The sequence below is a fragment of the Arthrobacter ruber genome (assembly GCF_002954225.1).
Lineage (GTDB): Bacteria > Actinomycetota > Actinomycetes > Actinomycetales > Micrococcaceae > Arthrobacter_D > Arthrobacter_D ruber.
Map to the genome: position 1 here is coordinate 1 of NZ_PPTH01000009.1, position 18,979 is coordinate 18,979.

Below are 18,979 nucleotides of genomic sequence, written 5' to 3' on the forward strand. Positions count from 1 at the left end.
CGGCGGGACCGCGGCGGCCGCCCTCGCGGGCCTCGCGCAGCTCGGCGCGCGGACCGCCGCCGTGCTGGTCAGGCGCCCCGAGGCGTCGGCCGAGCTGCTGCGCGTCGGGGCGGACCTCGGCCTGGAGGTCGTGATCGGGCCCTGGTCCGGCGCGGGCGAGGCGGTGCGGGCTGCCGACGTCGTCGTCTCCACGCTCCCGCCCCGCGCCGCGGATCCCCTCGCGGCGGACCTCGCCGGGCCCGGATTCCGCACGCACGGCACCCTCCTCGACGTGGCCTACGATCCTTGGCCCAGCGCACTGGCCGCCGCCTGGCAGGGCGCCGGCGGAAGCATCGTGCCGGGCCTCGACATGCTGCTCCACCAGGCCGTCGAGCAGGTGCGCCTGTTCTTCCCCGACGTCACACAGGACCCCGCAGGCGTCCTGGACGTGATGTGCGACGCAGTCGGCGCCGCACGGCGCTGATGCCTGCGCCGCTGCATGGCAGTATGGAAACCATGTTGCGTTGGTTGACGGCAGGAGAATCCCACGGCCCCTCCGTGGTCGGCATCATCGAGGGCATGCCCGCGGGCGTCGCCGTCACGAGTGGCGACATCCAGGAGGCCCTCGCCCGGCGCCGGCTCGGCTACGGGCGCGGCGCCCGCATGAAGTTCGAACAGGACGAGGTGCGCATCCTCGGCGGCGTCCGCCACGGCATCACCCAGGGCGGCCCCGTGGCCATCGAGGTCGCGAACACCGAGTGGCCCAAGTGGGAGAAGATCATGTCCGCGGACCCCCTCGCGGTCGAGGACGCCGCGGAACTCGCCGCATCGGCACGCAACGCCCCGCTCACGCGGCCGCGGCCCGGACATGCCGACTTCACCGGCATGCAGAAGTACGGCTTCGACGAGGCCCGGCCCGTCCTGGAGCGTGCGAGCGCCCGGGAGACCGCCACGCGCGTGGCCCTCGGCACCGTCGCGGCCAGGTTCCTCCAGGGCCTGGGCATCCGCCTCGTCAGCCACACGGTCTCCATCGGTTCCGTGTCGGTCCCCGAGGACGCCCCTCTGCCGGGACCCGGAGACGTGATCGCGCTCGACACCGATCCACTGCGCTGCTTCGACCGCGACACCTCCGAGGCGATGGTGGCCGAGGTCGACGCCGCCCACAAGGAGGGCGAGACGCTCGGCGGCGTCGTCGAGGTGGTCGCCTACGGGCTCCCGCCGGGGCTCGGCAGCTACGTCCACTGGGACCGGCGCCTCGACTCCCGCCTCGCGGCGGCACTCATGGGCATCCAGGCCATCAAGGGCGTCGAGGTGGGTGACGGCTTCGAGACCGCCGCGCGCCGTGGCACAGCGGCCCACGACGAGATCGTCCGCAACGACGACGGCAAGATCGTCCGCGTCACCAACCGCGCCGGCGGCATCGAGGGTGGCATGAGCATCGGCGATGCACTGCGCGTGCGCGCAGCGATGAAGCCCATCGCGACCGTGCCGCGCGCCCTGCGCACCGTCGACATCAGCACCGGGACCGCCGCCCGCGCCCACCACCAGCGCTCGGACGTGTGCGCGGTGCCGGCCGCCGGCGTGGTCGCCGAGGCCATGACCGCGCTCGTGCTGGCCGAGGCCGTCACGGAGAAGTTCGGCGGCGACTCCCTCGCGGAGACCGCCCGGAACATGCGCGGCTACCTCGAGAGCATCCCGGAGTTCCTGGACTCCGCCGGAGCCTGATGGGAGCGGACCACCCCGTGGTGCTCGTCGGTCCGATGGCCGTGGGCAAGTCCGCCGTCGGACGCATGCTCGCCCAGCGCAGGGGTGCGCGGTTCGTCGACACGGACCGCGTGATCGTGAAGCGGCACGGCAGCATCGCCGGCATCTTCGCTCGCGACGGCGAGCAGGCCTTCCGCAGCCTCGAGGCGGAGGTGGTGCGCGACGCCCTCGCCGAGGACGGCGTCGTCGTCTCCCTCGGCGGGGGAGCGGTGCTCCATCCCGGCACGCGGGAACTGCTGGCGGAGGCGACAGTGGTCTTCCTCGACACCGATCTGGCGACCGTCCTCCCACGCATCCGTGCCGACTCCAGCAGGCCGCTGCTCGCCGGCCGGCCCGCCGAACGGTGGCAGGAGCTGTACGACGCGCGGCGTCCGGTCTACGCGGCGGTGGCGTCCGCCGTCGTCGACACCCGCGGCCTGACGGTGCGCGAGGCGACCGAGGCCGTGCTGCACGCCCTGGCCGCCCACCCGAACGACCACCGACACGACGAGAGCGGGAACCCCCATGGCCACTGACGAACCAACCATCATCCCGGTGACCGGGAGCGCCGAGGGCAGCTACGACGTCGTCGTGGGGCACGGGCTGCTGGGCCGGCTGCCCGCGATCCTCGGCGAGCGGGTGCGGCGCGTCCTGGTCATCCACCCCCGGGCCCTGCGCGCCACGGGCGACACGGTCCGGGCCGAACTCGCGGACGCGGGCCTCACCGCCGTCACGGCGGAGATCCCCGACGCCGAGGAGGGCAAGCACATCCAGGTTGCCGCCTTCTGCTGGCAGGTGCTCGGCCAGAACGACTTCACGCGCTCGGACGCCGTCGTGACCGTGGGCGGCGGGGCCGTCACGGACCTCGGTGGCTTCGTCGCCGCCACCTGGCTGCGCGGCGTCCGCGTGGTGCACCTGCCCACGAGCCTCCTGGCCATGGTCGACGCCGCCGTGGGCGGCAAGACGGGCATCAACACCGCCGAGGGCAAGAACCTCGTGGGATCCTTCCACCCGCCCGCCGCCGTCCTGGCCGACCTCGACGCCCTGGCCACGCTGCCGAAGAACGAGCTCGTCACGGGACTGGCCGAGGTGGTCAAGTGCGGGTTCATCGCCGACCCGGCCATCCTGGACCTCATCGAGCAGGATACGACGGCGGCCACCGACGCCACCTCGCCCGTGCTGCGGGACCTCGTGCAGCGTGCCATCCGGGTCAAGGCGGACATCGTCTCCGAGGACCTGCGCGAGTCCGGCCGGCGCGAGTACCTCAACTACGGCCATACGCTCGCACACGCGATCGAACTCGCCGAGCGGTACTCCTGGCGCCACGGGGCCGCCGTCTCGGTGGGCCTGGTGTTCGCCGCCGAACTCTCCCGCATGGTCGGGCGCCTCGGGGACGCCGACGCCGACCGGCACCGGAGCATCCTCGAGTCGCTCGGCCTGCCCGTCACCTACCGGCGGGACCGGTGGGCCTCGCTGCTGGACGGCATGCGCCGCGACAAGAAGTCCCGCGGCGACCTCCTGCGGTTCGTGGTGCTGGACGGCATCGGCCGCCCGGGCATGCTCGAGGTGCCGGACACCTCGCTCCTGTTCGCCGCCTACCAGGAGATCGCTTCCTGACCTGTCCACGCCGCCTGCGGGCCGGGCGTCCCGGCCGGGCCCCGCGCCGCGCAGGGTAGACTGGTCTCTGGACTTTTGGCGCGCTTCCCCGCGCCCGCTGTGCTCCGGCCGGCCCATCCATCCGCGAAACCGACGAAAGTGAATCTGTGGCGACCACGAACGACATCAAGAACGGCACTGTGCTGAAGCTCGAGGGCAACCTCTGGAACGTCCTCGAGTTCCAGCACGTCAAGCCCGGCAAGGGTGGCGCCTTCGTCCGCACCAAGCTTCGCAACATCCTCTCCGGCAAGGTGGTCGACAAGACCTTCAACGCGGGCCTGAAGATCGAGACGGCCACCGTGGACCGTCGCGACTACCAGTACCTGTACAAGGACGGCGAGGACTTCGTGTTCATGGACACCACCGACTACGACCAGATCACGGTGTCCGGCAAGACCGTGGGCAACGCCGCGAACTTCATGCTCGAGAGCCAGATGGCCACCATCGCGATGCACGAGGGCTCCCCGCTCTACATCGAGCTGCCCGCGTCGGTGACGCTGGAGATCACCTACACGGAGCCCGGCCTGCAGGGCGACCGCTCCACCGGCGGCACGAAGCCCGCGACCGTCGAGACCGGCCACGAGATCCAGGTCCCGCTGTTCCTCGGCACCGGCACAAAGGTCAAGGTCGACACCCGGACGGGCGAGTACCTGGGACGCGTCAACGAGTGAGCGCACGCAGCAAGGCCCGACGCCGGGCCCTGGACATCCTCTTCGAATCCGAGCAGCGGGACATGCCGGCACTCGAGGTCATCCGTGCCCGTCGTGAGAAGACGGACATGGTCATCGCCGACTACTCGGTGGACGTCGTGGAAGGCGTGCTGGAGCGCCAGGAGCAGATCGACGAGTTCCTGAGCACCTACTCGCAGGGCTGGACCCTCGACCGCATGCCGGCCGTCGACCGCATGATCCTGCGGATCGGCAGCTGGGAGCTGCTCTACAACGACGACGTCCCCGACGGCGTCGCCGTCAGCGAGGCTGTGGAGCTGGCCAAGATGCTCTCCACGGACGAGTCGCCGAAGTTCGTCAACGGCCTCCTCGGCCGGCTCCAGCAGCTCAAGCCGACCCTGCTCGCGTAGTTCCGGGCCCGAGGCCCCCCTGGGACCGCCGAGAGCGGACCACGGGGGCTTCTGGCGTCCCGCGACCGGAAGGGGTGCCTCCGGGCACCCGCACGGCCGCATCCCGTGCTCCGGCGGTCAGAGCACCGCGGATGCCGCCTGGAAGATGCGCGTGCGGCGCTGCGTCGCCTCCTCGAGGAGGGCGCGCTCCTCGGCCGCGTAGTCGGCGTCGCGCCGCCCGCCGAGCAGGCGCTGGCGCGTGTACGCGATGCGGGCGCCCGTGCGGATGAACGCGCGCATGTCCTGCTCGGCGCCGACGGACCGGGCCCAGGCCAGCGCCTGCGACCTCCCGGGCCGCGTGGCGAGCATGTGCACCTCCTCGGGCGTGAACCACCCGGCGTGGGCGTAGTCGCCCAGCCGGGCCTCGGTCAGGCGCCGCTCGGAGCGGCGCAGGAGCACGACGGCGATCACGGCGGCGACGAACAGCGGGACCTGCACCACCAGGTAGAAGAGCAGGAAGTTGTTGAACAGCACGAGGGTGCCGCCGTTCCACAGCATGTGCCCCGCGATGGCGGGGATCAGCCCGAGCACGAACGCACCGAGGATGCGGCCGTTGCCGCCGCCCCGGCTCAGCGCGTAGCCGAGCACGAACCCGAGGAGCGAGGTGAACATGACGTGCGCGAACGGGGAGAACAGGCCCCTCAGGATGAAGACCCCCACGAGGGAGCTGACGTTGCCCGACTCCATGACCGCGGACCCGAAGTACAGGATGTTCTCGGTGAAGGCGAAGCCCGCAGCGACCGTCCCGGCATAGACGATGCCGTCCACGGGACCGTCGAAGTGGCTGCGGCGCGTGTAGACGAGGATGAGCACGCCGACGCCCTTGGCGAACTCCTCGACCAGCGGCGCCTGCAGGACCGGCCCGATCACCTCCGGGGAGGTGGTGCTGAACGCGGTGCCGAGCAACTCCACCACGTAGCTGCCGAGCAGCAGCGTCACGACCACGGAGGTCCCGGCGCCCCAGAGGAACGCGAAGAGCAGGGCGCCGCGCGGTTCGGGATCCCACCGGTCGATCCAGCGCAGGCCGAGCAGGCAGATGCCCAGCGGGACGAGGGCGAGGATGCCGCAGAGCACGAACGCCGACGGCCCCAGGGACAGAGAGAGCAGGAGCAGGACGCCCGCCACCACGAGGGCCGCCACGATCACGAGTATGACGTTCAACACGCCGCGGCGGCGGGGCGGTGGCTGGTTCCACACGGGCTGGAACGGCCGGCCGTGCGTCCGGGCGGGTGCCGGATGATGGTGGCGGTGCGTCGTCGTGCCCCACCAGCCCTGGTGCTGGATGCTCTGGTGGGTGTCCTGCGGTTGCCGCGCGAAGTCCTGCGTGCCGTGCCGGCCGGGACCGCCGGGCGCCCCTCCGGGGTTGTTCATAGCCATGGTGCAACCCTAGGTGCAAGCGGCGCTGTGGTAGTTTGGGCACCGCAACCAGCCTTTAAATTCCGTCCGGTGAGGCGGGGAAGGAGGAAGCGTGTTATGACCGTGCCTGCCTCGGAATCCGGCATCCACAAGCGCGTCGTTCTCGCAGAAGCCGACATAGACCGCGCACTCACGCGTATCGCCCACGAGATCCTCGAGGCGAACAAGGGTTCCCGCGATCTCGTCCTCCTCGGCATCCCGCGCAGGGGTTTCCCGCTCGCGCAGCGGCTCGCCCAGAAGATCGCGGCCGTGGACCCCACCGTCGACCCCGACCTCATCGCCGGCCAGCTCGACGTCACGATGTACCGCGACGACCTGCGGCGCCATCCCACCCGCTCGCCGCTGGCCACCCAGCTGCCGCCGTCGGGCATCGACGACAAGGTGGTGGTGCTCGTCGACGACGTGCTCTACTCGGGCCGCACCATCCGCGCCGCGCTCGACGCCCTCGCCGACCTCGGGCGCCCCCGCGCGGTCCGCCTCGCGGTGCTCGTGGACCGCGGGCACCGCGAGCTGCCCATCCGAGCGGACCACGTGGGCAAGAACCTGCCGACCTCGTCCCGCGAACGCGTCCGGGTCCACCTGGCGGAGACCGACCTCATCGGCGGGTCGGCGGTCAACGAGGTCGTCATCGAGGACCGCGTGTGAAGCACCTGCTCAGCACGCACGACCTCTCCGCGAGGAATGCGCTGCGCCTGCTGGATGTCGCCGAGGAGATGGCGGCGGTGGGGGATCGGGAGATCAAGAAACTGCCTGCCCTGCGCGGACGTACCGTGGTGAACCTGTTCTTCGAGGACTCCACGCGCACTCGCATCTCCTTCGAGGCCGCGGCGAAACGGCTCTCCGCGGACGTCATCAACTTCGCGGCGAAGGGCTCCTCGGTCTCCAAGGGCGAGTCGCTGAAGGACACCGCGCAGACCCTCGAGGCCATGAGCGCGGACGCCGTCGTCATCCGCCACCCCGCCTCCGGCGCGCCCGCACGCCTGGCGGCGTCCGGCTGGATCGACGCCGCCGTGGTCAACGCCGGCGACGGGACCCACGAGCACCCCACGCAGGCCCTGCTCGACGCCTTCACGCTGCGCCGGCACTGGGCACGGGTGGGCGGCACCCCGTCCGCCGGCACCGACCTCACGGGGATGAAGGTCCTCATCGTGGGCGACGTCCTCCACTCGCGCGTGGCCCGCTCCAACGTGTGGCTCCTGACCACCCTCGGCGCGGAGGTCCTGCTCGCGGGTCCGCCCACGCTGCTGCCGATCGGCGTCGGGGCCTGGCCCTGCACCGTCCACTACGACCTCGACGACGCCCTCGCCCAGCGGCCCGACGCCGTCATGATGCTCCGCCTGCAGGCCGAGCGCATGAACGCCGCCTTCTTCCCCTCCACCCGCGAGTACTCGCGGCGGTGGGGGTTCGACGACGGACGCCTGGCGCTGCTCGACGCCCTGGGCCTCGACGACACCGTGGTCATGCACCCCGGTCCCATGAACCGGGGTCTGGAGATCTCCTCCGCCGCCGCCGACTCCCCACGCTCCACCGTCCTCGCGCAGGTCCGCAACGGCGTCTCCGTGCGCATGGCGGCGCTGTACCTGCTGCTCGCCGGGGACCCGCACGACGACGTCCCCGAGCAGCACGACCTGCCCGCCCTCATCCCGGAAGGCCGTACCCCGTGACGACCACCACCAGCACCCGAACCAGCGCCCGGACCGGCACCGCGTACCTCATCCGGGGCGGCTCCCTCCTCGGGCGCGGGGTCGAGGACCTCCTGGTCCGCGACGGCCGGATCGCCGCCGTCGGGTCCGCGGCGGCGTCCGGGGCACCGCAGGACGCGGTGACCATCGACGCCGACGGGCTCGTGGTGCTGCCCGGCATGGTGGACCTCCACACCCACCTCCGCGAACCCGGCCGGGAGGACGCCGAGACGGTCGAGACCGGCTCCCGCGCCGCGGCGCTCGGCGGGTTCACCGCCGTGCACGCCATGGCCAACAGCTCTCCCGTGGCCGACACCGCGGGCGTCGTGGAGCAGGTGTACCGGCTGGGCCTCGCCTCCGGCTGGGTCGAGGTGCGGCCCGTCGGCGCCGTGACCGTGGGCCTGGGCGGAGAACGCCTCGCCGAGCTCGGCGCCATGGCCGAATCGCGGGCCGGGGTGCGCGTGTTCTCCGACGACGGCATCTGCGTCTCCGATCCGGTGCTCATGCGTCGGGCCCTCGAGTACGTGAAGGCGTTCGACGGCGTGATCGCCCAGCACGCCCAGGAGCCGCGCCTGACCGAGGGCGCCCAGATGAACGAGGGTGACGTCTCCGCGGTCCTCGGACTGGCCGGGTGGCCGGCCGTCGCGGAGGAGAGCATCATCGCCCGCGACGTCCTGCTCGCCCAGCACGTCGGCTCGCGCCTGCACGTCTGCCACGTCTCCACGGCCGGGTCGGTGGAGATCATCCGCTGGGCCAAGGCCCGCGGCATCGACGTCACCGCCGAGGTGACCCCCCACCACCTGCTCCTGACCGACGAACTGGTCCGCAGCTACGACCCCGTCTACAAGGTCAATCCGCCGCTGCGCACGCCCGACGACGTCACCGCCCTGCGCGCGGCCCTCGCCGACGGCACGATCGACGCCGTGGGGACCGACCACGCACCCCACCCGAGCGAGCACAAGGAGTGCGAGTGGGCGCAGGCCGCCATGGGCATGACGGGCCTGGAGACCGCCCTGTCCGTGGTGCAGCACGCCATGGTGGACACGGGCCTGCTCGACTGGGAGGGCTTCGCGCGCGTCACCTCGGTGACGCCCGCGCGCATCGGCCGGCTCGGGCACCAGGGCCGCCCGCTGGCCGCCGGCGAGCCCGCGAACCTGATCCTCGTGGATCCTGCCGCGCGCTGGACGGTCGACCCCACGACGATGGCCACGAAGGGCCGCAACAGCCCGTTCCGCGGGCTCCAACTGCCCGGCAGCGTGCGCGCCACCTTCTACGCCGGCCACGCGACGGTCCTCGACGGGCGCCTCGCGACACCGCGGCCCGTCCCGGCGGCGGACGAGGAGGCCCCGGCGTGGAATCTCTAGGCTGGGTGGCCCTGACCCTGGGCATCATCGCGGTCCTGGTCGCTCTCATGGCCCTCGGCTGGCGCAACCGGCTCCGCCGCCAGTCCGACGTCCCCGCACCGCCCGAGGTGCCCGGAGACCTCGGACCCGTCCTCTACGAGGCCGAGGGCCAGTACGTCGCGACGACGACGGCGGGGGACTGGCTGGACCGCATCGCGGTCCACGGGCTGGGCCTGCGCGGCAACGCCGTCGCCTCCGTCCACGCCGACGGTGTCCTGGTCACCCGCACCGGGGCGCGCACGGTCTTCGTGCCGCGCGCCGACCTCGTCTCCGTGCAGCTCGCCGGCGGCATGGCCGGCAAGTTCGTCGAGAAGGAAGGCCTCGTCGTCGTGACCTGGCGACTCGGCGAGGGGCGGGTCGACACCGGCTTCCGCACCCGCCACGCCGCGCACAAGGCCCAGCTCGTCGCCGCGATCGCGGCGCTCGTCCCCTCCGATCCACCCCAGAACCGAACTCCACCGACCCCCGAAGGCAGGGAACAGCTGTGAGCAGCGCTCCACCCAAGGCCCACGCTCCATCGACGGCACCGGCCGGCACGAAGGCACCCGCGGTGCTCGTCCTCGAGGACGGACGGACCTTCCGCGGCCGCGCGTACGGCGCCGAGGGCACCGCACTCGGCGAGGCGGTCTTCGCCACCGGCATGACCGGCTACCAGGAGACCATCACCGATCCGTCCTACGCCCGCCAGCTCGTGGTCCAGACCGCACCGCACATCGGCAACACCGGCGTGAACGCCGACGACGCCGAGTCCCGCCGCATCTGGGTGGCCGGCTACATCATCCGCGACGCGGCCCGCCGCCCCTCGAACTGGCGCTCCGAGCAGAGCCTGGACGAGCAGCTGCGCGAGCAGGGCGTGGTGGGCATCGAGGGCGTGGACACGCGCGCCATCACCCGCCACCTGCGCGAGCGCGGCGCCATGCGGGCCGGGATCTTCTCCGGTGCGGACGCCGCGGCCGGCGAGGAACGGCTCGTGGAGCAGGTCCTCGCCCAGCCGTCCATGGCCGGAGCGCGCCTCGCCGAGGAGGTCAGCATCGACGAGGCGTACGTCGTCGACCCCGCCGACCACGGCTGGACCGGCGGGACCGTCGCGACCATCGCGGCCCTCGACCTCGGCATCAAGGCCATGACGCCCAAGCACTTCGCCCAGCGCGGCGTGCGCACCGTGGTCCTGCCCGCCGGGGCCACGTACGAGGACATCGCCGCCGTGCAGCCCGACGGCGTGTTCATGTCCAACGGTCCGGGCGACCCCTCGACCGCCGACGACCAGGTGGCCCTGCTGCGCCGCGTGCTCGACGAGCGCATCCCCTTCTTCGGCATCTGCTTCGGCAACCAGATCCTCGGCCGGGCGCTGGGCTTCGGCACCTACAAGCTGCGTTACGGCCACCGCGGCATCAACCAGCCCGTGCTGGACCGCCGGACCGGCAAGGTGGAGATCACCTCGCACAACCACGGGTTCGCCGTCGACGCACCGCTCGCCGGCCCGGTCGAGGCGCCCGCGGGCTCCTACGGCCGCGTCGAGGTGAGCCACGTGAACCTCAACGACGACGTCGTCGAGGGCCTCGCATGCCTGGACCTGCCCGCGTTCTCGGTGCAGTACCACCCCGAGGCCGCCGCCGGCCCGCACGACTCCGCCTACCTCTTCGACCGGTTCATCGACCTCATGCACGCCGAGAAGGCCAGGCCCGGCTCGGGGGACGCCGTCCTCGCCTCGCAGCTCGACGCACCCTCGGAGGCGGAGGCCCTCGCGGGCGCCGCCGCCGCGGAGCTCGGCACGCACGGCTCCAAGGTGACGGGCACGCAGCCCCGCCACGCGACAGCACACGACAGCGCACACCCCAGCGAACCGCAGGAAGAGAACTGATGCCCCGCAGAACCGACCTCAAGAGCGTCCTGGTGATCGGCTCCGGCCCGATCGTCATCGGCCAGGCCGCCGAATTCGACTACTCGGGCACCCAGGCGCTGCGCGTGCTGCGCGAGGAGGGCCTGCGCGTCATCCTCGTGAACTCGAACCCCGCCACGATCATGACCGATCCCGAGTTCGCCGACGCCACCTACGTCGAGCCGATCACCCCCGACGTCGTCGCCAAGATCATCGCGAAGGAACGCCCCGACGCCCTGCTGCCCACCCTCGGGGGCCAGACGGCGCTCAACACGGCGATCGCGCTCGACAAGAACGGCGTCCTCGAGGAGTTCGGCGTGGAGCTCATCGGCGCGAACATCGCCGCCATCGAGCTCGGCGAGGACCGGGAGAAGTTCAAGGGCGTCGTCGAGCGCTGCGGCGCCGAGTCCGCCCGCTCCGCCATCATCCACACCATCGACGAGGCGCTGGTGGCCGCCGACGACCTCGGCTACCCGATGGTGGTCCGGCCCTCCTTCACCATGGGCGGCCTCGGCTCCGGCCTCGCGTACACCGAGCAGGACCTGCGCCGCATCGTGGGCCAGGGCCTGCAGTACAGCCCCACGAGCGAGGTGCTGCTCGAGGAGAGCATCCTCGGGTGGAAGGAGTACGAGCTCGAGATGATGCGCGACAAGAACGACAACGTCGTGGTCGTGTGCTCCATCGAGAACTTCGACCCCGTGGGCGTCCACACGGGCGACTCCATCACCGTGGCCCCCGCCCTGACCCTGACGGACCGCGAGTACCAGCGCCTGCGCGACATCTCGATCGCCGTCATCCGCGAGGTCGGGGTGGACACGGGCGGCTGCAACATCCAGTTCGCCGTCGAACCGGGCACCGGCCGCGTGGTCGTGATCGAGATGAACCCGCGCGTGTCCCGCTCCTCGGCCCTGGCGTCGAAGGCCACCGGCTTCGCGATCGCGAAGATCGCCACCAAGCTCTCCCTCGGCTACACGCTCGACGAGATCCCCAACGACATCACGCTGAAGACCCCGGCGTCCTTCGAGCCGACGCTCGACTACGTGGTGGTGAAGGTCCCGCGCTTCGCGTTCGAGAAGTTCCCCGCCGCCGACCCCACGCTCACCACCACCATGAAGTCGGTCGGCGAGGCCATGGCGATGGGCCGCAACTTCACCGAGGCCCTGCAGAAGGCCCTGCGCTCGCTCGAGCAGAAGGGCTCCCAGCTCTCGTTCGCGCCCGTCGGCGCCGACGAGGTGGACGCCTTGGTGGAGGCTGCGAGGCGCCCCACCACCGAGCGCCTCGCCCAGGTGCAGCGTGCCCTGCTGGGCGGCGCGAGCGTGGAGCGGCTGTACGAGGCCACGGGCATCGACCCGTGGTTCCTCGACCAGCTCGTGCTGCTCAACGAGGTGGCCGAGGAGGTGCGCACCGCGCCCAACCTCAGCGAGGACGTCCTGCGGCTCGCCAAGCGCCACGGCTTCTCGGACGAGCAGATCGGCGCGCTGACCCACACGCCCGACGCCGTCGTGCGCGGCGTCCGGCACGCCCTCGGCATCCGGCCGGTCTTCAAGACCGTGGACACCTGCGCCGCGGAGTTCGCCGCCTACACGCCGTACCACTACTCCTCCTACGACGAGGAGGACGAGGTGGAGGTGCACGAGAAGCCCTCCGTCGTCATCCTGGGCTCCGGGCCCAACCGGATCGGGCAGGGCATCGAGTTCGACTACTCCTGCGTCCACGCCACGATGGCGCTGCGCGAGGCCGGCTACGAGACGGTCATGATCAACTGCAACCCGGAGACGGTCTCCACGGACTACGACATCTCCACGCGCCTGTACTTCGAGCCGCTGACCCTCGAGGACGTCCTCGAGGTCCTCGCCGCGGAGGAGCGAACGGGCGGCGTACTCGGCGTGTTCGTGCAGCTCGGCGGGCAGACCCCGCTGAAGCTCGCGCAGGAACTCGCGGACGCCGGCATCCCCATCCTCGGCACGTCCCCGGAGGCCATCGACCTCGCCGAGCACCGCGGCGCCTTCAGCCGCGTGCTCGACGCCGGCGGGCTGATCGCCCCGAAGAACGGCACCGCGGTGTCCTTCGAGGACGCCAAGCGGATCGCCGACGCCATCGGCTACCCCGTGCTCGTACGGCCCTCCTACGTGCTCGGCGGCCGGGGCATGGAGATCGTCTACGACGAGGCGAACCTCTCGCGCTACATCGCCAATGCCACGGAGATCACCGAGGCGCACCCGGTGCTGATCGACCGCTTCCTCGAGGACGCCATCGAGATCGACGTCGACGCCCTGTTCGACGGTTCGGAGATGTACCTGGGCGGCATCATGGAGCACATCGAGGAGGCCGGTATCCACTCCGGCGACTCCGCCTGCGTGCTGCCGCCCATCACACTGGGCGCGGACGTGCTGCAGCGCGTCCGCGAGGCGACGCTCGCGATCGCGCAGGGGGTCGGGGTGCGCGGCCTCATCAACATCCAGTTCGCGCTGGCCTCGGACGTGCTCTACGTCCTCGAGGCGAACCCGCGGGCCTCGCGGACCGTCCCCTTCGTCTCCAAGGCCACGGGCGTGCAGCTGGCCAAGGGCGCGGCACTCATCGGCACCGGGGTCACCGTCGCCGAACTGCGGAAGCGCGGACTGCTGCCGGCGCAGGGCGACGGCGGGTCCCTCCCGCTGGACGCCCCCGTCTCCGTCAAGGAGGCCGTGCTGCCCTTCAGCCGCTTCCGGACGCCCGAGGGCACCGTGGTGGACTCGCTGCTCGGCCCCGAGATGCGCTCCACGGGCGAGGTCATGGGCATCGACAAGTACTTCGACACGGCCTTCGCCAAGAGCCAGGCGGCCGCGAACGCGGCCCTGCCCGTCGAGGGCAAGGTCTTCGTGTCCGTCGCCAACCGGGACAAGCGGGCCATCGTCATGCCGGTGAAGCGCCTCGTGGACCTCGGCTTCGAGATCGTGTCGACGGGTGGCACCGCCGACGTGCTGCGCCGCAACGGCATCCAGGCGACGACGGTGCGCAAGGTCGCCGAGGGTGCCGGCGCCGCGGGGGAGGGGACGGTCGTCGACCTCATCACCGAGGGCGGGATCGACATGATCATCAACACACCCTCGGGCGGCCAGGCCCGCGGGGATGGCTACGAGATCCGCGCAGCGGCGACGTCCTACGGGTTGCCGGTCATCACCACCATCCCCGAGGTGGGCGCGGCCGTGCAGGCCATCGAGGCCATGCGCTCCTACGAGTGGTCCGTGACGAGCCTGCAGGAGCACGCCGCCAACCTGCGCGCGTCGGCCGAGGCCCGCAGTGCCTCCTGAGGCCGGGGCCGCTTCGCGCGCCCCCTTCGGGGTGCGGCTCGCGGCTGCACGGGCGGAGCGCGGGAGCCTGTGCGTCGGCATCGACCCGCATCCCGCGCTCCTGACGGCGTGGGGGCTCGAGGACACGCCGGCCGGGCTCGAACGGTTCACGCTCACAGTGCTCGACGCCGTCGGGCCCGTGGCCGCGGCCCTCAAACCGCAGGTGGCGCTGTACGAACGGCACGGCGCGCGCGGCCTGGCCGTCCTGGAGACGCTGCTGACCCGGGCCGCCGAGGCGGACGTCCTGACCATCGCCGACGCCAAGCGCGGCGACATCGGTTCCACCATGCAGGCCTACGCCGACGCGTGGCTGGGAGAGGGCCGCCCCCTCGCGGCCGACGCCGTCACGCTCAACCCGTACCTCGGCTTCGAGTCCCTCCGGCCGGCCCTCGACCTGGCAGCCGCCACCGGGCGGGGCGTGTTCGTCCTCGCCCTCACCTCCAATCCCGAGGGCCGCTCGGTTCAGCACGTGGGCGGGGACGCGTCGGTGGCGCGGTCCATCGCGCGCGCGGCCGCCGCCGAGAACGCCGCCGGTCGGGCAGGAGCGGGTGCGGCGGCGACGGGTTCCGTCGGGCTCGTGGTCGGGGCGACCGTCGGGGACGCGGCCGGTCGACTCGGCCTGGACCTCGCCTCGCTCGACGGCCCCATCCTCGCCCCCGGTGTGGGGGCGCAGGGAGCGGGCCCGCGCGAGCTGGAGGCCGCCTTCGGCGAGGCCCTGCCGTTCGTGCTCCCGACGTCGAGCCGCGCCATCCTGGCCGCAGGACCGGACGCCGCCGCCGTGCGGCAGGCCGCCGAGCGGACGCGCGACGAGCTCGCCTGAGGGATGCGCCCCGGCGGGGGTGCATTGATTTCGGAGCCGTGCGCCCGGTAGGTTCGGTTCCAGCCCGATCCCCGTCCGGGGAGACCTTTCACCGATCCATACGACGAGCGGTCGCCGCCATCCGTGGTGCCGTCCAGCGCAGGGAGCACCCGTGAACCTGAAGCCCTTGACGGACGACGAACGAACACTGGCACGAGAGAAGGCGACGGCGGCGCGGGCGGTGCGGGCGGACATCAAGTCCCGGCTGAAGACCGGTAAGCTTTCCGTGGCGGAAGTCATCGACAACCCGGACGGCGACGACGCCGTGGGCCGCCTCAAGGTCCTGGACCTCCTCAAGGCACTGCCGGGCGTCGGCGACGTGCGGGCAGCCGCGATCATGGCCGAGGTCGGCATCGCGGCGACGCGGCGCGTGCGCGGACTCGGCGTGCACCAGCGCAGGGACCTCGTCAGCTACCTCGACCAACATCACGCCGGCCCGGCCGGCAAGTAAGGAACCATTCGTGTCACAGCCCCGGCTGACAGTCCTCGCCGGCCCGACCGCGGTCGGCAAGGGAACCGTCTCCACCTACATCCGGGACAACTACCCCGAGGTGTGGCTGTCCGTCTCCGCGACCACGCGCCCGCCGCGCCCCGGCGAGGTGGACGGCGTGCACTACTTCTTCGTCTCCCCCGAGGAGTTCGACGGGCTCGTCGCCGACGGGCAGCTGCTCGAATGGGCGGTGGTGCACGGACGCAACCGGTACGGCACGCTCCGGCGCACGGTCCAGGCAGCCATGGACGAGGGCCGCGCCGTCCTGCTGGAGATCGACCTGCAGGGTGCACGCCAGGTCAAGGAGAGCATGCCGGAGGCCAATTTCGTCTTCCTCGCCCCTCCCACCTGGGACGAGATGGTGCGGCGCCTGGTGGGGCGCGGCACCGAAACACCGGAGGAACAGCAGCAGCGGCTGGAAACCGCTAAACTGGAACTTGCCGCCGAGCCGGAATTCAACCACACCGTCGTCAACGACACCGTGGAGCATGCGGCAGACGAGCTCGTATCACTGATGGGACTGCGTCCGCTGCAGCGCTGAGAGGCCCCGCACCAGCCGTTCCGCCTTATTTTTTGGAGAATTTGTGTCAACTCAGCCCGAAGGCATCATCAACCCGCCGATCGACTCTCTGCTGGAGGCCTCGGACTCGAAGTACGCCCTCGTGATCTACGGTGCCAAGCGCGCCCGCCAGATCAACGCGTACTACTCCCAGCTCCACGAGGGCCTGTTCGAGTACGTCGGCCCGCTCGTCGACACCAAGCTGAACGAGAAGCCGCTCTCCATCGCCCTGCGCGAGATCAACGAGGGCATGCTCGTCTCCTCACCCATGGAACAGTCCGAATAACCGGACCGGGCCGGCAGGGGGCATACGACCGGTGCGCATAGTACTTGGTGTCGGAGGAGGGATCGCAGCCTACAAGGCAGCATCCCTCCTCCGTCTTTTTACGGAGTCCGGCCATGACGTCACCGTCATCCCCACCGAGGCGGCCACACGCTTCGTCGGCACCGCGACCTGGGAGGCGCTCTCCGGCAACCCGGTCAGCAACAGCGTCTGGGACGACGTCGACAAGGTGAACCACGTGCGCCTGGGCCACGAGGCGGACCTGATCGTCATCGCACCCGCGACCGCCGACGTCCTCGCCCGCGCCGCGGCCGGCCTCGCCAACGACCTGCTGACCGGGACCCTGCTCATGGCGCGCGGCGCCGTCGTCATGGCGCCCGCGATGCACACCGAGATGTGGCAGCACGCAGCCACCCGGGCGAACGTCCGGACCCTGCGTTCGCGCGGCGTCACGGTGATCGAGCCCGCGTCCGGCCGGCTCACCGGGACCGACTCGGGTCCGGGCAGGCTGCCCGAGCCGGCCGCCATCTACGCCGCGGCCCTGGACGCGGTCCACCCTCCCGCCGGGGACGGCGCCCTGCGCGGGAAGCGCGTCACCATCTCGGTCGGCGGCACCCGCGAGGCCCTCGACCCCGTGCGCTTCCTCGGCAACCGGTCCTCGGGCAAGCAGGGCATGGCGCTGGCCGAGGCGGCCCTCGCCCGGGGCGCGCACGTGACGCTCGTCCTCGCCCACGCGGAGGTCCCGCCCCCGCAGGGGTGCGACGTCGTCCGGGTCGAGTCCGCACTCCAGCTGCGCGACGCGGTCCTGGCCGCGCTGCCCGCCACCGACGTGCTCGTCATGGCCGCCGCCGTGGCGGACTTCCGTCCCGCCGAGGTGGTCGGCACGAAGATCAAGAAGAGCGACGACGGCGCGGGCCCGGTGATCACCCTCGTCCGCAACCCCGACGTGCTGCGCGAAGCCGTCCTCGCCCGCGAGGGGCGCACCGAACCCCTGGTCATCGCGGGCTTCGCCGCCGAGACGGGCGACCCCACGGCCGACCCCTTGACCCACGCCCGCGCCAAGCTGGCACGGAAGGGCTGCGACTTCCTCGTCCTCAACGTCGTGGGTCGGGAGCTCGTGTTCGGCGCGGACTCCAACGAGGTCACCATCCTCGACGCCGACGGCAGCGAAGCGGCAGCGGTGCGCGGCACCAAGCGCGTGGTCGCGGACGCCGTCATGGACCACGCGGCGCACCTGCTGTCCCCCTGAGCCCGGCCCGCGGCCCTCCGAGGGCCCCGACGGGCGGCTCCGGGACGTCCGTCATCGACACGGGACTGTCCTCCCGACCCAGTAGAGTGGGCACGTGAATCCTCCCAGCACCGCTTCCCGCCTGCGGCTTTTCACCTCGGAGTCGGTGACCGAGGGCCATCCCGACAAGATCTGCGACCAGATCAGCGACGCCATCCTCGACGGCCTCCTCGAGCAGGACCCCGACTCCCGCGTCGCTGTGGAGACGCTCGTCACCACCGGCCTCGTGCACGTCGCGGGCGAGGTCACCACCGAGGCCTATGTCGAGATCCCCGACATCGTCCGGAAGACCATCCTGGGTATCGGGTACGACTCCTCGGCCAACGGCTTCGACGGGGCCCGCTGCGGCGTGTCGGTGTCCATCGGTCAGCAGAGCGCGGAGATCGCCTCCGGCGTCTTCACCTCCCTCGAGGCGCGCGAGGGCACCGGCGTGGACCCGTACGACGCCCAGGGCGCGGGGGACCAGGGCATCATGTTCGGGTACGCGAGCGACGAGACCTCGGTCCTGATGCCCACCCCCATCTGGCTGTCCCACCGCCTCTCCGAGCGCCTCACCAGCGTCCGCAAGGACGGCACCCTCCCGTACCTGCGCCCCGACGGCAAGACCCAGGTCACCATCGGCTACGACGGGGACCGCCCCGTCTCCATCGACTCCGTGGTGATCTCCTCGCAGCACGCGGCGGAGGTCCCCCTCGACGAGCTGCGCGCGGACCTGGTGGAGCACGTCATCACCCCGGTCCTGGCCGACTCCGCCCTCGACACCTCGAACGTCCGGCACATCCTGAACCCCGGGGGTGCCTTCGTGATCGGCGGACCCGTGGGGGACGCCGGCCTCACGGGTCGCAAGATCATCGTGGACACCTACGGCGGCATGGCACGCCACGGCGGCGGGGCCTTCAGCGGCAAGGACCCCTCGAAGGTGGACCGGTCGGCCGCCTACGCCATGCGCTGGGTCGCCAAGAACGTCGTCGCCGCCGGCCTCGCGCGCCGGGCGGAGATCCAGATCGCCTACGCGATCGGCATGGCGCAGCCCGTGGGCATCTACGTCGAGACCTTCGGCACCGAGACGGTGGACCCGCAGGCCATCGGGACGGCGATCCGCGAGATCTTCGACCTGCGACCCCTCGGCATCATCAACGCACTCGACCTCAAGCGCCCGGTGTACCAGCGCACCGCGGCGCACGGCCACTTCGGCCGCGAGGAGGACGGTTTCACCTGGGAGCGCACGGACCGTGTGGACAAGCTCCGGGGCTACTTCAACGCCTAGGGCGGGAGGGGACGGCGGACGGCAGGCGC

18 protein-coding genes and 1 pseudogene are annotated in these 18,979 nt (G+C 71.7%); 18 read left to right on the top strand and 1 reads right to left on the bottom strand.

Features of this window, described 5'->3' with window-relative positions; all coding sequences use genetic code 11:
* From CI785_RS01085 to nusB, 6 genes and pseudogenes are all read left to right on the top strand, one after another.
* Window positions 1–463 (top strand): annotated as a pseudogene (locus CI785_RS01085) (shikimate dehydrogenase); the annotation flags it as partial.
* 32 nt (window positions 464–495) lie between these two features.
* On the top strand, window positions 496–1,704 hold the full coding sequence (gene aroC, locus CI785_RS01090; RefSeq protein WP_105030265.1) for a chorismate synthase: 1,209 nt from the start codon (window positions 496–498) through the stop codon (window positions 1,702–1,704).
* Entirely contained in the window at window positions 1,704–2,258 is a 555-nt protein-coding gene (locus CI785_RS01095) for a shikimate kinase (protein ID WP_105030266.1), read from the top strand. Before aroC ends, CI785_RS01095 begins: the two co-directional genes overlap by 1 nt.
* Window positions 2,248–3,339 carry a 3-dehydroquinate synthase gene (aroB, locus tag CI785_RS01100; protein WP_105030267.1) on the top strand — a complete coding sequence of 364 codons (1,092 nt, stop codon included), beginning with the start codon at window positions 2,248–2,250 and terminating at the stop codon, window positions 3,337–3,339. The genes CI785_RS01095 and aroB overlap by 11 nt, the downstream gene beginning before the upstream one ends.
* A 146-nt stretch (window positions 3,340–3,485) precedes the next feature.
* Window positions 3,486–4,049 (top strand): elongation factor P, encoded by a 564-nt coding sequence (gene efp, locus CI785_RS01105; RefSeq protein WP_105030268.1) that lies wholly within the window; start codon window positions 3,486–3,488, stop codon window positions 4,047–4,049.
* Window positions 4,046–4,456, top strand: a complete 411-nt coding sequence (nusB, locus tag CI785_RS01110) for a transcription antitermination factor NusB (protein WP_105030269.1) — start codon at window positions 4,046–4,048, stop codon at window positions 4,454–4,456. Before efp ends, nusB begins: the two co-directional genes overlap by 4 nt.
* Window positions 4,457–4,573: 117 nt before the next feature.
* Here nusB and CI785_RS01115 read toward each other — a convergent pair whose 3' ends face one another.
* A complete protein-coding gene (locus CI785_RS01115) occupies window positions 4,574–5,872 on the bottom strand; it encodes a PrsW family intramembrane metalloprotease (RefSeq protein ID WP_105030270.1) in 1,299 nt (432 codons plus the stop codon).
* 96 nt (window positions 5,873–5,968) lie between these two features.
* Here CI785_RS01115 and pyrR point away from each other — a divergent pair, with 96 nt between their 5' ends.
* The 12 genes from pyrR to metK all read left to right on the top strand — a co-directional run bounded on the left by pyrR (window position 5,969) and on the right by metK (window position 18,950).
* Window positions 5,969–6,556 carry a bifunctional pyr operon transcriptional regulator/uracil phosphoribosyltransferase PyrR gene (gene pyrR, locus CI785_RS01120; RefSeq protein WP_105030271.1) on the top strand — a complete coding sequence of 196 codons (588 nt, stop codon included), beginning with the start codon at window positions 5,969–5,971 and terminating at the stop codon, window positions 6,554–6,556.
* On the top strand, window positions 6,553–7,575 hold the full coding sequence (locus CI785_RS01125) for an aspartate carbamoyltransferase catalytic subunit (protein WP_105030272.1): 1,023 nt from the start codon (window positions 6,553–6,555) through the stop codon (window positions 7,573–7,575). Before pyrR ends, CI785_RS01125 begins: the two co-directional genes overlap by 4 nt.
* Window positions 7,572–8,957, top strand: coding sequence for a dihydroorotase (locus tag CI785_RS01130; RefSeq protein WP_105030273.1), 1,386 nt, complete (start codon window positions 7,572–7,574; stop codon window positions 8,955–8,957). Before CI785_RS01125 ends, CI785_RS01130 begins: the two co-directional genes overlap by 4 nt.
* A 47-nt stretch (window positions 8,958–9,004) precedes the next feature.
* Window positions 9,005–9,484, top strand: coding sequence for a PH-like domain-containing protein (locus tag CI785_RS01135; RefSeq protein ID WP_240614935.1), 480 nt, complete (start codon window positions 9,005–9,007; stop codon window positions 9,482–9,484).
* Window positions 9,481–10,857, top strand: coding sequence for a glutamine-hydrolyzing carbamoyl-phosphate synthase small subunit (gene carA, locus CI785_RS01140; RefSeq protein ID WP_105030275.1), 1,377 nt, complete (start codon window positions 9,481–9,483; stop codon window positions 10,855–10,857). Before CI785_RS01135 ends, carA begins: the two co-directional genes overlap by 4 nt.
* Window positions 10,857–14,165 carry a carbamoyl-phosphate synthase large subunit gene (gene carB / locus CI785_RS01145; RefSeq protein WP_105030276.1) on the top strand — a complete coding sequence of 1,103 codons (3,309 nt, stop codon included), beginning with the start codon at window positions 10,857–10,859 and terminating at the stop codon, window positions 14,163–14,165. Before carA ends, carB begins: the two co-directional genes overlap by 1 nt.
* Window positions 14,155–15,024, top strand: a complete 870-nt coding sequence (pyrF, locus tag CI785_RS01150) for an orotidine-5'-phosphate decarboxylase (protein WP_105030277.1) — start codon at window positions 14,155–14,157, stop codon at window positions 15,022–15,024. Before carB ends, pyrF begins: the two co-directional genes overlap by 11 nt.
* Before the next feature lie 151 nt (window positions 15,025–15,175).
* Window positions 15,176–15,514 (top strand): integration host factor, actinobacterial type, encoded by a 339-nt coding sequence (gene mihF, locus CI785_RS01155; RefSeq protein WP_105030278.1) that lies wholly within the window; start codon window positions 15,176–15,178, stop codon window positions 15,512–15,514.
* 10 nt (window positions 15,515–15,524) lie between these two features.
* The gene (gene gmk, locus CI785_RS01160) at window positions 15,525–16,094 is read left to right on the top strand and encodes a guanylate kinase (protein WP_105030279.1); all 570 of its coding nucleotides are present in this window, start codon (window positions 15,525–15,527) and stop codon (window positions 16,092–16,094) included.
* 43 nt (window positions 16,095–16,137) lie between these two features.
* The gene (rpoZ, locus tag CI785_RS01165) at window positions 16,138–16,398 is read left to right on the top strand and encodes a DNA-directed RNA polymerase subunit omega (protein WP_055771293.1); all 261 of its coding nucleotides are present in this window, start codon (window positions 16,138–16,140) and stop codon (window positions 16,396–16,398) included.
* 31 nt (window positions 16,399–16,429) lie between these two features.
* Window positions 16,430–17,644 carry a bifunctional phosphopantothenoylcysteine decarboxylase/phosphopantothenate--cysteine ligase CoaBC gene (gene coaBC, locus CI785_RS01170; protein WP_105030280.1) on the top strand — a complete coding sequence of 405 codons (1,215 nt, stop codon included), beginning with the start codon at window positions 16,430–16,432 and terminating at the stop codon, window positions 17,642–17,644.
* Between the two features lie 94 nt (window positions 17,645–17,738).
* Window positions 17,739–18,950, top strand: a complete 1,212-nt coding sequence (metK, locus tag CI785_RS01175; protein WP_105030281.1) for a methionine adenosyltransferase — start codon at window positions 17,739–17,741, stop codon at window positions 18,948–18,950.
* Window positions 18,951–18,979: the final 29 nt, after the last annotated feature.

Coding starts and splice junctions, on each gene's coding strand:
- aroC (WP_105030265.1), top strand. CDS start 496: ATGTTGCGTTGGTTGACGGCAGGAGAATCCCACGGCCCCTCCGTGGTC.
- CI785_RS01095 (WP_105030266.1), top strand. CDS start 1,704: ATGGGAGCGGACCACCCCGTGGTGCTCGTCGGTCCGATGGCCGTGGGC.
- aroB (WP_105030267.1), top strand. CDS start 2,248: ATGGCCACTGACGAACCAACCATCATCCCGGTGACCGGGAGCGCCGAG.
- CI785_RS01115 (WP_105030270.1), bottom strand. CDS start 5,872: ATGGCTATGAACAACCCCGGAGGGGCGCCCGGCGGTCCCGGCCGGCAC.
- pyrR (WP_105030271.1), top strand. CDS start 5,969: ATGACCGTGCCTGCCTCGGAATCCGGCATCCACAAGCGCGTCGTTCTC.
- CI785_RS01135 (WP_240614935.1), top strand. CDS start 9,005: ATGGCCCTCGGCTGGCGCAACCGGCTCCGCCGCCAGTCCGACGTCCCC.
- carB (WP_105030276.1), top strand. CDS start 10,857: ATGCCCCGCAGAACCGACCTCAAGAGCGTCCTGGTGATCGGCTCCGGC.